The 12433-nt window shown below is 67.8% G+C and carries 11 protein-coding genes and 1 pseudogene; 8 read left to right on the forward strand and 4 right to left on the reverse strand.

The genetic code is table 11. From position 1 onward, the window contains the following. Together bla and blaOXA are read right to left on the reverse strand one after the other, a co-directional pair. Positions 1 to 665: class A beta-lactamase (gene bla / locus AC1DQR_RS34590; RefSeq protein ID WP_477134668.1), on the reverse strand; the 665-nt coding region annotated here is incomplete at its 3' end. A 29-nt stretch (positions 666 to 694) separates the two neighbouring features. After that, the gene (blaOXA, locus tag AC1DQR_RS34595) at positions 695 to 1495 is read right to left on the reverse strand and encodes a class D beta-lactamase (RefSeq protein ID WP_416053365.1); all 801 of its coding nucleotides are present in this window, start codon (positions 1493 to 1495) and stop codon (positions 695 to 697) included. Between the two features lie 220 nt (positions 1496 to 1715). Between blaOXA and AC1DQR_RS34600 the strand changes: the two genes are divergently transcribed. The 3 genes from AC1DQR_RS34600 (at position 1716) to AC1DQR_RS34610 (ending at position 6361) form a co-directional block, all read left to right on the forward strand. Next, entirely contained in the window at positions 1716 to 3395 is a 1680-nt protein-coding gene (locus AC1DQR_RS34600; protein ID WP_416051725.1) for a hypothetical protein, read from the forward strand. Between the two features lie 78 nt (positions 3396 to 3473). After that, positions 3474 to 5027: a metallophosphoesterase family protein gene (locus tag AC1DQR_RS34605; protein WP_416051724.1), complete on the forward strand. Its 1554-nt coding sequence runs from the start codon at positions 3474 to 3476 to the stop codon at positions 5025 to 5027. Further along, a complete protein-coding gene (locus tag AC1DQR_RS34610) occupies positions 5024 to 6361 on the forward strand; it encodes a cytochrome-c peroxidase (protein WP_477134669.1) in 1338 nt (445 codons plus the stop codon). The genes AC1DQR_RS34605 and AC1DQR_RS34610 overlap by 4 nt, the downstream gene beginning before the upstream one ends. Here AC1DQR_RS34610 and AC1DQR_RS34615 read toward each other — a convergent pair. Then, positions 6358 to 6933, reverse strand: coding sequence for a hypothetical protein (locus tag AC1DQR_RS34615; protein ID WP_416051722.1), 576 nt, complete (start codon positions 6931 to 6933; stop codon positions 6358 to 6360). The two genes, AC1DQR_RS34610 and AC1DQR_RS34615, sit on opposite strands and share 4 nt — an antisense overlap. Before the next feature lie 252 nt (positions 6934 to 7185). Here AC1DQR_RS34615 and AC1DQR_RS34620 point away from each other — a divergent pair. The 5 genes and pseudogenes from AC1DQR_RS34620 to AC1DQR_RS34640 all read left to right on the forward strand — a co-directional run. Further along, positions 7186 to 7620, forward strand: a pseudogene (locus AC1DQR_RS34620) (pyridoxamine 5'-phosphate oxidase family protein); the annotation flags it as partial. 280 nt (positions 7621 to 7900) lie between these two features. Further along, positions 7901 to 9070, forward strand: coding sequence for an MFS transporter (locus AC1DQR_RS34625; RefSeq protein WP_416053364.1), 1170 nt, complete (start codon positions 7901 to 7903; stop codon positions 9068 to 9070). A gap of 28 nt (positions 9071 to 9098) precedes the next feature. After that, positions 9099 to 9794, forward strand: a complete 696-nt coding sequence (locus tag AC1DQR_RS34630) for a glutathione S-transferase family protein (protein WP_416051720.1) — start codon at positions 9099 to 9101, stop codon at positions 9792 to 9794. A gap of 35 nt (positions 9795 to 9829) precedes the next feature. Continuing rightward, positions 9830 to 9961: a hypothetical protein gene (locus AC1DQR_RS34635; protein WP_477134670.1), complete on the forward strand. Its 132-nt coding sequence runs from the start codon at positions 9830 to 9832 to the stop codon at positions 9959 to 9961. A 60-nt stretch (positions 9962 to 10021) separates the two neighbouring features. Beyond that, entirely contained in the window at positions 10022 to 10990 is a 969-nt protein-coding gene (locus tag AC1DQR_RS34640) for a serine hydrolase domain-containing protein (RefSeq protein WP_477134671.1), read from the forward strand. 460 nt (positions 10991 to 11450) lie between these two features. On the opposite strand, the gene AC1DQR_RS34645 is transcribed toward AC1DQR_RS34640, so the two are convergent. Further along, positions 11451 to 12323, reverse strand: a complete 873-nt coding sequence (locus AC1DQR_RS34645; protein WP_477134672.1) for a LysR family transcriptional regulator — start codon at positions 12321 to 12323, stop codon at positions 11451 to 11453. Between the last annotated feature and the right edge of the window lie 110 nt (positions 12324 to 12433).

The following is a 12433-nucleotide window of genomic DNA, read 5'->3' on the forward strand; positions in this document are numbered from 1 at the left end:
AGCTGTTCGCGCTCTGCCCCGCCCAGCAGCTGTTCGCGCTCTGCCCCGCCCAGCGCATCGCCCAGCGTGAGCCGTTGCAGGCTAGCTGCCATGGCCGCCGGGGTTGACGTGTCGCGCGGGTCGCCAGGCAGCGCGGTGTTGAGCTCGGTCTCCCAGCGGTCGAGCCGGAACTGGTCRTCGCCGAMCGCACGGGCAAACGCRGTCACGGCGGCAGGGCCGCCGAGCAGCTTCATCAGCAGGTTGGCGGCCGTGTTGTCGCTGTACTGAAGGGCCGCCGCACACAGTTCGGCGACCGTCAGGCCGTCGCCGACGTGCTTCTCCGTGATCGGGGAATACGCGACCAGTTCGTCCTTCTTGTAGGCAATGCGCCGTTGCAGCAGCCCGGCCTGCGTTGCGCTGCGCTGCAGGACGGCGGATGCGGCGATCACCTTGAATGTGCTGCATAGCGCAAAGCGTTCGCTTGCGCGGTGACTGAGCCGCGCGCCATTGGCGGTGTTCAGCGCAGCGACGCCAAGGCGCCCGCCTGCCGCGGATTCGAGCGCGGCCAGGCGGTCTTGCGCCGCGACGCTCCCTTCGGTCCTGCCGGCCCACGAAGTGCAGGCTGCGGCGAAGGGGGCCGTCGCGGCGGCGAGCAGCAGCGTGCGGCGAGCGGGGGAATGTGTCATCGGTCCTTTCCTGTGATTGAGCGGTTGCATCAGAGCGATCCCAACAGTCCCGGCAACGCCTGCATGAACGCATCACGCGCGCGCAATCCTGCGCTGACAGGCTCCTCCTTCTCATCCTGGATCAGGCGCGCAAAGACGACGTTCCGGCCGTCCTTCACCGCCCAGCCGACAAACCATCCATAGCCGTGGCTCCAGTCCTCGGCGCCATTGGCCAGGCGCGGGGCGCCGGTGCCCGTCTTGCCGTAGACGGCCCATCCGTTTGGCAACGCGCCGAGCGCCATGATCCGGCTTGTCATGTCATAGGCATGCGCGGTCACGGGCAATTTGCGATTGACCACCTTTTGCAAAAAGGCAACCTGCTCCAGCGGCGAGATCTTCAGCGACGAGCTAAGCCATGAGTGCGTCAGCCCGTTGTGCTTGCCGGGGTCGCCAGAGATATCGCCGTTGCCGTACTGGAACGCACTGATGTACCGCCCGAAGCGCGCCTGGCCAAGCTGTTGCGTCAACTGCTGCGAGTACCACACGACCGAGATCTTCATCCAGCGCTGCGGGTCCGTGGTGACGCGCTTTGACGGGTTGCTCTCACGATACGCCTCGCGATACGGCATGGCTGGCGCGTGCTCATCGGCCAGCAGCCCCGCGTCGAAGCCCATCAGGCTGAGCGGGACCTTGAACGTCGATGCCGCGGTCACGCGCTGGTCGCAGGTGCCCTCTTGTTTAAGCAGCTTGCCGCTACTGGCATCCGCCAGGACCGTGCACGTCAGCTCGGCACGGGCGGTTGATAGGGACAGCGCCGCGCAGAGCGCGGCAAAGATGGCGATTGGCTTCAATATGATCTCCGTGATTTTTATGAGCGCGATCGATTTGGCCGGCCAGGCCGGCGCACGAAACGGAGCATAGGAGCGCGGCGGCATGGCGCCAAGCCCGCCGGCTGTAACCTGCGTAACTTAGTACCCTCGGCACACGCGCGGATGGCACAATTCCCACACGCCCCGCTAAGAAGTACCGCCGCAAAATCCCGTTTCAACGTCCCACACACAACCGTCCCGCATGCGCCAGCCCGCCCTTGCCATCGAGCTATCCGCCCCCTATCTCGTCAACGGCGAGCCCGCGCGCTACCAGAGCCTGTGGCTGCTCGCCGCCGTCTGCGCGGCCGCGCGCAACCGCGGGGCCAGCCTGCCGGCGGTGCATTTGCAAACGCGCTTCCCCGATGCCGCCAATATCCGCATGATGGTCTCGCGCGCCTTTGCCGACTTCGCACGCTGGGGCGTGCCGGTGGGCTGGGGTCCGGACCGGGGCCAGGGCATCGCGGGCCTCAACCCGGCGCGCCGCAGCCGCGGGCCGTTCTGGATCGAGCCGGCGCACGGCAAGCGCGTGCGCTTCACCGTGGATGGCCACAGCGCTGGCGATGCGGCATTGGCGCGCTTCGTGGGGCTGGGCACTGCCGCCGCGCAGCACGCCGCCGCCCAAGCGGACGAGGCCCACCCCGCGGTTGACTACGTGATGCGCGACATCAGCTACTGGAGCCATCTCACGCAAGCCATGCGCGGCATGCAGGACGGTGTGGGCGTTGCCGGCGTTGCGGGTGGTGGTGCCAGCAACGGGGTAGCGGATGCCCTGCGCGCCGCGCAGCGCTGCGCCACCGACGATTTCCAGCACGCCTTCGCGCTGCTCAAGGAGAGCCTGGCCTGGCGGCGCGGCGACGACCTTGCGCGCAGCCGCGCGGCGCTCCAGCGCTTTGACCGCATTGTGGGCACCGGCACCGTGGACACGGCGGTGCCCACCTTCGCCGCCATGGCGCGCGTGGTGCGGGCCTGGGAGCGCTATGCAGGCAACCAGATGGAGGCGGCGCAGGCGGAACTGGAAGGCCTTGCCGCCGATCCGGCGCTGCAGCCCGTGGTGCGCTACAACCCGCGCGTGCGTTTCGAGACCCTCAACCTCGGTGCGCTGATCCACAAGACGGTGGCGATCCGCGACATGGCAACGCAGCCAGAGGCGGCGCGGCAAGCGGCCGAAGCGGCCGTGGCAGGCTTCTCCGGCGCCCTGCAGGCAGCCTATGAGGCGGACTCGGTGGATGCCGCGCAGCACGTGGCGGCCAACCTCGGGCTTTGCCTGTGGCTGTTCTGGAACCACGCACTGATCGATCCCCGGCGCGCATGGCCCGCGGGCCAGGTGCAGCGCCAGGCCGTGCGCTGGCTGGGCTTGTCGGAATGGATCTGCGACCGCTTTGGCGTGGGGGGCGGTTCCGCGTGGAACACCATCTTCCTGCTGCGCATTGCGCGCGGCAACTGCGCGCAGGACGGCGGCGGGGCGCTCAAGGCGTTTCGCGCGCAACAGCCACTGCCGCTGAATGAAGCGGTGGACGCGCTGCGCCCCTTCCATGCGCCCTTTGCGCGAGCCAAGGGCTTTATCAGCTGGTCGTCGCTGGCCAGCTTTGCGCTCGACGAGCACGACACCGGCCACGTGCACTACGGCGCCCTGCCACTCGCCAACCTGCTGCTGGAAGCCAGCTGGTTCCACGCCTTCGAGCACGGCGCCACGCCTGCCGCGTTTGCCACGGTGGAGCGCCTGGCCGAGCTGCTCGGCAAGCTGCGCCCGGCGGAGCGCCGCTTCTTCGTCTCAGCCATCACCGCGCTGCCACGCGAGCTGCAACTGGCCGCCGCCGAAGCCATCCGGGCCGCACCGCGCCCCGCCCGCAAGACCAAAGCAACGCCACGCCGGTCAGGCTGACACATAACGTTCATCGTGCCGAAACATCCCATCCGTATATTTCCGCCTCGCAATCAGGGATAACAGGGAGATATAAGAATGGGTAACCACAACACCAACCGGCAAGCCGGTCCCGCCATGCGCCTGGGCGCTGGCGCCATCCTCGCCATGCTGGCTGCGGCCGCCGTGCTGCACGGCTGCGGCAGCGACAGCACGGACGCGGCGCCAGCCGCCGCCGCGCCGGTCACGCCGGTCACGCCGTCCGGCGATGCACCCAGCGCCAGCGCCAACATCCAGGCCGCGTGGGTCGAGATCGGCGACAGCAACCAGGCCATCGCCCGCGTCATCACCAACTATGCGGCGCCAACCGCCGCCGCAGGCAGCGCGTTGCCCTCGAACGCCCTTTGCCCGCTGCTGACGGTGGACGGCGTGCAGCAACGCATGGCGCTGCGGGCCGGCGCCGGCACGATGGCGCAGCGCACCACCGCCAGCGCCGCGGCCGACTCCAAACCATCGGATTTCCCGGTCTCCGTATGCGAAGCCACGCTGCCGGCCGGCGCCGCCGCTGCCAGCGTGGCGGGCCAGACGCTGCCGCTGCCCAAGGCCCAGCCGCAACGCGTGCTGGTGCTGGCCGATACCGGCTGCCGCCTGAAGAAGGCGGATAACGCCTACCAGCCTTGCAGCGACGGCACCGCCTGGCCGTTTGCCGCACTGGCCACCACCGCCGCCGGCATGAACCCGGACCTGGTGCTGCATATTGGCGACTACCACTACCGCGAAAACCTCTGCCCGCCCGACATCGCCGGCTGCCAGGGCACGCCGTGGGGCTACGGCTGGGATACGTGGCAGGCCGATCTCTTCAAGCCCGCCGCGGCACTGATGGCCAAGGCACCGTGGGTGGTCGTGCGCGGCAACCATGAAGAATGCGCCCGTGCCGGCCAGGGCTGGTTCCGCTTCCTCGATCCGCGCCCGTACTCGGACGCGCGCTCCTGCAACGACCCCGCCAACGACAGCAACGCCAACTACTCGGAGCCCTATGCGGTTGCGCTGGGCACCGGCTCGCAGGTCATCGTGTTCGACTCGGCCAAGGCCGGCAAGGCCGCGCTGCCGACCACCGACCCGCAGTTCATCGCCTACCAGAAGCAGTTCCAGACGGTAGGCTGGCTGGCCGCCAAGCCGGGCATGACCACCACCATGTTCACCAACCACCATCCCATCCTGGCCTTTGCGCCGGTGGCGGGCAGCAACCCGGCGCCGGGCAATCTGGCCCTGCAATCGGTCATGAGCAATGCCAACGCCCAGGCCTACTACCCGCCCGGCGTGCAAGTGGCGCTGCACGGCCACGTGCATGACTTCCAGGCCATCAACTTTGCCTCCAGCCACCCGGCCACCATCGTGTCGGGCAACGGCGGCGACAACCTGGACGTAGCGCTGCCCGATCCGCTGCCGCCCGGCACGATTCCCGCGCCCGGCACCGTGATCGACAAGATCACGCACAGCGCAAGCTTTGGCTTCCTGATGATGGAGCGCAATGCGTCGCCCGCCACCGGCTGGACCTTCAAGGCGTATAGCGTGGCCGGCAAGCTGATGGCGACCTGCGTGCAAACCTCCAATACGCTGGCTTGCGACAAGACCGGCTTCCTGGCGCCGTGATCGGGGCCCTGCGCGCCGCCAGCGCCACCCTTGCCGCCATCTGTCTTGCGGCTGGCGCTGGCGGCGCGGCGCTTGCAGCGCCCGCGCCGGGGGTGGTGCTGATGCCCGGCGCCCCACCCGCCAGCGTGGTGGACACCATCGGCAAGGGCAYGCCCAAGGTTGCCGCCAAGGTCGACCCCACCGCTGCCGTGTTCCGCTCCGACCCCGCGCTGGCCGCGCTGGGCAAGCGCATCTTCTTCGATGCGCGCCTGTCCGAGCCGCGCGGCATGTCCTGCGCCGGCTGCCACGACCCCGCGCGCGCCTTCGCGCCGACGCTATCGCCCGCGTCACTGGCAGGCCCGCACGTGCCTCAGGGCAGCCGGCCCGGCCGCTTCAGCCTGCGCAACGCGCCCTCGCTGCTGTACGTGCGCTACATCCCGCGCCGGCACTTCTACCAGGACGACGACGCACCTTACGCGTCGCCCTTCGGCGGCCTGTTCGCCGACGGGCGCGCCGACACGCTTGCCGAACAGGCGCGCGGTCCCTTGCTCGATCCCAACGAGATGAACAACGGCACGCCGGCCAGCCTGCTGCGCAAGGTCAAAGGGACAGAGCTGGCGCCCGCGCTGGCGGCGCGCTTCGGCCCCGCCGTGCAGACCGATCCCGAGCAAATGCTGCTGGCGCTCGGCAAGGCGCTGGAGGCCTACCTGCAGAGCGATGAGATGGCGCCGTTCAGCTCCCGCTTTGACGACTACCTGCGCCATCGCACGCCGCTGGCGCCGGCGCAAGCTCGCGGCCTGGCCTTGTTCAAGAACCCGGACAAGGGCAACTGCATGACCTGCCACACGCTCTCGGACACCGCCAGCCGGCCGGAGCGCTCGCTGTTCACGGATTTCGGCTATGACGCGATTGCCGTGCCCCGCAACCGGGCGCTAGCCGCCAACCGCGATCCCAAGCGCTTCGACAATGGCCTGTGCGACACCGCCCGCCGCCTGCGCTGGCCCGAGCCGGAGCAATGGTGCGGGTATATCCGCACGCCCGGCCTGCGCAATGTCGCGGTGCGCCAGAGCTTCATGCACAACGGCGTATTCACCACGCTGCGCGATGCCGTGGCGTTCTACAACACGCGCTCGACCGACCCGGGCAAGTGGTATCACGGCAGCAAGACCTTCGATGACGTGCCGGCGGCGTATCGGGGCAATATCAATATCAATTCGACGCCGATGAACCGGCGCGCGGGGACCTCGCCGGCCATGACCGAAGCGGAGATCGACGATCTCGTGGCGTTCCTGCGCACGCTGACCGACGCGCCCTATGTGGGCGTCATGCCGGCCGCGCAGGCCGCCAAGCCCTAAGGGCCCCGCGCCTCGCAGACGGCATCGGCCTCGAACCCGCGAAAGACCAGCTGCGTGGGATCCGGCTGAGGCTCGATCTCGCGGCCGTCCTTGCCGGCCAGCCGCAGCACCTGCCCGGTGCAGCTCTTCGCCGCCGCGTTGCGCTGGTAGCGCAACTCGTACTGCCAGCCCGGCAGCGGCACAAAGGAAACCCCCACCGCGCACCGATAGGGCTGCTCGCCAGCGGCAACCGCCCCTGCTGTCAGGTAGATGCGCTGGCCAGCCACCAGCCACCGCTCACGCGTGCGGCCGGGCGGCTCCGGCGATATCCCCACCATGGCCAGGTCACGCTCCGTGCCCATCGCGGGCAGCTGCTTGCCCGTGCCGCCCAGCAGGAGCGGCTTGGGTGGCTTCGGGCACCGGGTGGCGTCCACCACGTTGAAGGTCGTGTTGTCGTCCGTGTTGGTCACCAGCCGGATGCGGGCGGCGGGCGTGCCGGTCTCGACCCGGTAATGGGAGATGCAGCCGGACAGGGCAAGCGCCAGGACGCAGAGCGCAGCGGGCGGGATGGCGGTTTTGCGGACTTTCGACATGGGGATGCAGGAAAGTTGGCCACCGGCAGAGCATACCCGCTTTGATTTCATGACGGGTTCCCCCAAGCGGCCATCCGTATGGCTCATGGCACAATGGCCGCGAGCGCGTGGCGGATATCGTCGCTGCGCACATCCGGGCGCGCCCCGCCAAACGCAACGGACCTCTATGCAAATGCCTTCCCTTGCCTTGCCGATGCCTGGCCCACCATCCGCGCGCTGATCGAGCGCTGACAGCGATCCTCCCTTTATTGCGCCCTTGCCACCGTCGGCGCCGACGGCATGYCTACGGTCACGCCCATCGGAACCGTGTTCGCGCGCGCGGACCAGACGGCATTCTTCTTCGACCGCTACACCAGCACGCTGGCCGCCAACCTTGCGCACAACGACCAGGTTTGCCTGATGGCCGTCGATTTCGGCAAAGGCTTCTGGTTTCGTTCGCTGCTACGCGGCCGCTTTCACCAGCCACCTGGGGTACGCCTCTATGGCACCGTCGGTCCGCTGCGCCCGGCAACGGCCGCAGAGCTGCAGCTGATCCAAGCCAGGGTAAAGGGGTCTCGCTGGCTCAAGGGTACGCGGCTGCTGTGGTCGAGCTTCACCCACGTGCGGGATATCCAGTTCTCTGCCTTCAGGCCAGTGGCCTACCCGGTGATGATGGAGGGGCTGTGGGAGGCGGCGCGCAAGCCTTGACCTCGCCCGGCTAGCCAAACCCAGCCTTTTCCATATCCAGATTGACAGCGCTTGCGCTCGGACTTACCCTCGGCCGGGTTATCCGATCGGCCCGCATACCGATATCAATATCGATATCACTTCACGGCTGCGTGGCTTCACGCCTACTCGTAGTGTGCCGATCAGGTCACGACAAAGAAGAAAACAATAACAACAATACAAAGACAGAGACCGTTCCACCGTGCCCCCTCGCCTGTCCGACCTCCGCCCCGTCCTGCCGATCCTGCTCGGCGCTTCCGTCATGCTGAGCCTGGCCATGGGCCTACGCCAGAGCCTTGGCATCTTCATGCCCCCGCTGACCAGGGACATCGGCATCTCGGTGTCGGATTTCACGATTGCGATCGCGGTGCAGAACCTGGCCTGGGGACTGCTCCAGCCCATGGCCGGCGCCTGGGCCACGCGGGTGGGGTTCCGGCCGTTGATGATGAGCGGCTCGCTGCTCTATGTGCTGGGGCTGGCGCTGCTGGCCACGGCGCACGGCATCGCAGGCGTGACGCTCGGCGCGGGCGTGGCGATCGGCGCATCGATGGCTTGCACGGGCAGCGCCATTGCCATGGCGGTGGCCGCGCGGCCGGTGCCGGCGGCGTTGCGCAGCGCGGTGCTTGGCATTGTGTCCGGCGCCGGCTCGCTCGGGGCGCTGGTGGCGGCGCCGATCGGACAGGTGGTGGCGCAGTCGTTCGGTTGGCGCGTGGGGCTGGCGGCCTTTATCCTGCTTGCACTGGTCATGCTGCCCGCCGCGTGGTACGCGGGCAAGGTGGATCGCCTGCCGTTGCCCTCGTTGCCCGGCGCCGTGCAGCAGAATGCGCGCGAGGCGCTGGGCGCGGCCCTGCGTAACAAGGCGTTCCTGGTGATGGGCGCCGCGTATTTCGTGTGCGGCATGCAGCTGGTCTTCCTCACCACGCATCTGCCTTCGTATCTCGACATCTGCGGCATGGACCCGATGCTCAGCGCCAAGGCACTCGGCGTGATCGGCGGCTTCAATGTGCTGGGCAGCCTGTTCTTCGGCTGGGCCGGCGGGCGGGTCAACAAGCTGGTGCTGCTCGGCAGCATCTACAGCGTGCGCTCGCTGGCGCTGGCATGGTACTTCTCATCGGCGCCCACGCCGGGCAGCACGCTGGTGTTTGCCGCCGTGATGGGCTTCCTGTGGCTGGGCGTCGCGCCGCTGGTGGCGGGCTGGATCGCGCAGACCTTCGGCCTGCGCTGGCAGGCCATGCTGGGCGGCGTGGCGTTCTTCAGCCACCAGATCGGCAGCTTCGTCGGCGCGTTTGGCGGTGGGCTGGTCTACGATGCGCTGGGCTCGTACACCCTGGCGTGGCAGATCGGCGTGGCGCTGGGGCTGGCCGCCGGGCTGGCGCAGATTGTCTTTGCGGTGGCCACGCGCCCGCGGCCGCCGCAGCTGATGACCACGTAGGCGGGCACTACGGCAAGGAGCAACCATCATGGCCCTGACGCTTCATTATCATCCGCTGTCTTCGTTCTGCCACAAGGTGCTGATCGCGCTCTACGAAAACCAGACGCCATTTTCCGGCGTTGTGGTGCACCTTGGAGAAAAGGACTCGCGCGCCGCGTTCCTGGCGCTCTGGCCCGTCGGCAAGATGCCGGTGCTGCGCGACGACAGCCGCGACGTGACGCTCCCGGAAACCACGATCATCATCGACTATCTCGACCAGTACTACCCGGGCGCGCAAGCGCTACTGCCGGCCGGCGACGATGAGCGCCGCGAGACGCGGCTGTGGGATCGCATCTTCGACCTGTACGTGCACCAGCCAATGCAGAAAATCGTGGGCGACCAGCTACGGGCCGAGGCAGAGCGCGACCCACGCGGCGTGGCGGACGCGCAAGCCGCGCTGCGCACTGCCTACGACGTGATCGAGCAGCGCATGGCCAGCCGCACCTGGATGGTCGGCGAGCACTTCACGCTGGCGGACTGCGCCGCGGAACCCGCGCTGTTCTACGCGGCAATGCTGGTGCCGTTCGCGCAAACGCATCCGCTCCTGGCCGCTTATTTCGAGCGGCTGGTAGCTCGTCCTTCGGTTGCGCGGGTGCTGGCCGAGGCCCGTCCCTACTTCCACATGTTCCCAATCAAGGACGCCATCCCTGCGCGCTTTCTCCAGGGCGAGCCCCCGGCTGCCTGATCCTGTTTATGCAAACTGACGAAGGACGACCTGAGATGCCGGCTACAGATCGCAGGAAATTCCTGCTCAAGTCAGGCGCGCTGCTAATGAGCGGCGTGGCCGGCATGGGGGCCGGCGGCATGGCGCGGGCCGCCGGGTGGCAGGCCGTTTCGCCGGCGGACGCCTGATTCAAGCCCGACCTGGAAGGCCGCTTCAATGCGCTGCAGGCAAACGGCAAGCTGGCTGGCTTGCATGGCGTCGTCGCCTTGCGCCACGGCCGCATCGTGTTCGAAAAATACATGGCGGGCCCGGATGCGCGCTGGGGTGAACCGCTTGGCAAGGTCAGCTTCGGGCCGGACACCTTGCACGATATGCGCTCCGTGACCAAGAGCGTTGTCGGCCTGCTATACGGCATCGCGCTGGCCAGCCAGAAGGTGCCCGCGCCGGACCAGCCGCTGCTGGCGCGGTTTCCCGAGTACCCCGACCTGGCAGCCAACCCCAAGCTTGCGCCACTGACGGTGGCGCAAGCGCTGACCATGACGCTGGGCACCGAGTGGAATGAGAACGTGCCCTACACCGACCCGGCCAACAGCGAGATCGCCATGGAGATGGCGCCGGACCGCTACCGCTTTATCCTGGACCGCCCCGTGGTAGCCACGCCCGGACGCGGCTGGATCTACAACGGCGGGGCGCCGGCATTGCTGGCCAGGCTGATCGAGAAAGGCACCGGACAGTCGCTACCCGCGTTTGCTGACGCGGTGTTGTTCGCACCGCTGGAGATCGGCAAGACGGAATGGGTCCGGGGCGCCGACGGCGTGCCATCGGCCGCGTCCGGGCTGCGGCTGACGCCACGGGACCTGGMGCGGATCGGCCAGATGGTGCTGGCCGGCGGCAAGTGGAATGGCCGGCAAGTGGTGCCCAAGACTTGGCTCGACGCCAGCCTGCGCCCGGCCGCGGTAGTCGACGATACGCGGCGCTATGGCTACCTGTGGTACGTCGGCGAGATTCCCCTGAACACCAAGGGCGGCGTCATCGGACAACGCTGGGCGGGCGCATTCGGCAACGGCGGGCAACGCCTCTTCGTGTTTCCGGACCTGGATTTCGTGCTGGCCGTCACGGCCGGCAACTACGACACGCCGGACCAATGGGTTGCGCCTGTTGTGGCCCTGCGACAAGTCTTCCTCGCCAGCCTGGTGGAATCAATGCCTGCGCGCTGAAAGCGCATGACGACACCTGCGCGGCATGTGCACCAATATGCGGCGAATTGCCGCCTCAAGCGCCCGCCAGGTGACGCACGCGGCAGTTCATCCGCCCTCCCCGCTCCCGCCTCGCCGGCCACGGGCCGCACCGCCGTTCCTAAAGCCGGGATAAAGCCGCAATGGCCCTGCTCCTCCTCGCATTGATCCCTCTTCCCGCTGCTTAAGATGCCGCCGCACCTCGCGAAACGCGACGAGGTGCCACAGCCTCACCACCCATCACGCAAGAAGGCCCCGGCCCACGCGGTGCAGGGGACATGATGAACTGGAACCCGGAACTTTGAGAATCTGAAGATTTGCTGGCCCGGCAGCGCCCATGCGGGCGCCGCCATTTAGTCCTGGTCGCCCCGCGTGTGCTCCCGCCGCGCGGGGCGCTTTTTTTTCAGGCCGCGGCAACGTATGCGCGGCCCGGGCAAGGGCATCATGGCGCGCGCGCGGCCTCGGCAACAAGCGCATCGATCAGCGCTGCCATCGACGCCCGCTTGAGCGACGACTGCCTGACCAGCACGCCGATCTCGCGGAATATGGGTTCGCCGGGCAACGGTATCTCCACAACGTGACGCGCGGCCCGCAGCGGCACCAGCTCGGCCGGAATGATCGCGCAGCCCAGCCCTTCATCGACCATCCGCAGGATCACGGCGGGCTCGTCCAGCTCCATGCCTTCCTCGACCCACAGCCGGTGCCGGCGCAGATAGCGGTCCACCAGTTGCCCGCCCATGGAATGCCGGTTGTAGCGGATGAAGGGCATGGCCGCCAGCACCGCCTTCAAGTCGCGCGGCGAGCCCGTCGGCGCAATGCCGACAAAGCGCTCGCGCATCAGCGACACCCATTTGAGTTCCTGCGGAATGCCGAGCCTTGGCTTGATCAGCACCGCCACGTCGAGCTCGCGGGCATCGACCTGGGTCAGCAATTGGGTAGATGTGCCGGGGACGATGTTGACGTGTGTCTTGGGAAATCCGGCGCGAAAGCGCTTCATGGCCCCGGGCAGCAGCGTGGCCTGCACGGTGGAGACGGCGCCAAGATCCAGCGGCGTGGTGTCGGAGGCGGAATGCACACGGCCCTTCATGGACTCATATAGCTCGACGAAGCGCATGGCTTCAGGCAGCAGCTTGCGGCCCTCCTGGCTCAGCGCGACCGATTTGCCGGCCCGGTCGAACAACGTACAGCCAAGGTCTTCCTCCAGCCGGCGTATCTGGGTGCTCACCGCTGACTGGGTGAGGGCAAGGCGTGCGCCGGCGGCGGAAAAGGAGGAGGTCTCGGCCGCCACAAGGAAGGTGCGGAAGTAACGGATCATTTGGGGGTCATGTTGGGATCATGTGGGGATCACAGGCGGCATGGCGTGATTCATATTCATATTTTTGATGCTGAGAACAGAAATCATTCGTTTCATATTACGACTTCTGC

The sequence above is a fragment of the Cupriavidus sp. 05L411 genome, from assembly GCF_056398045.1.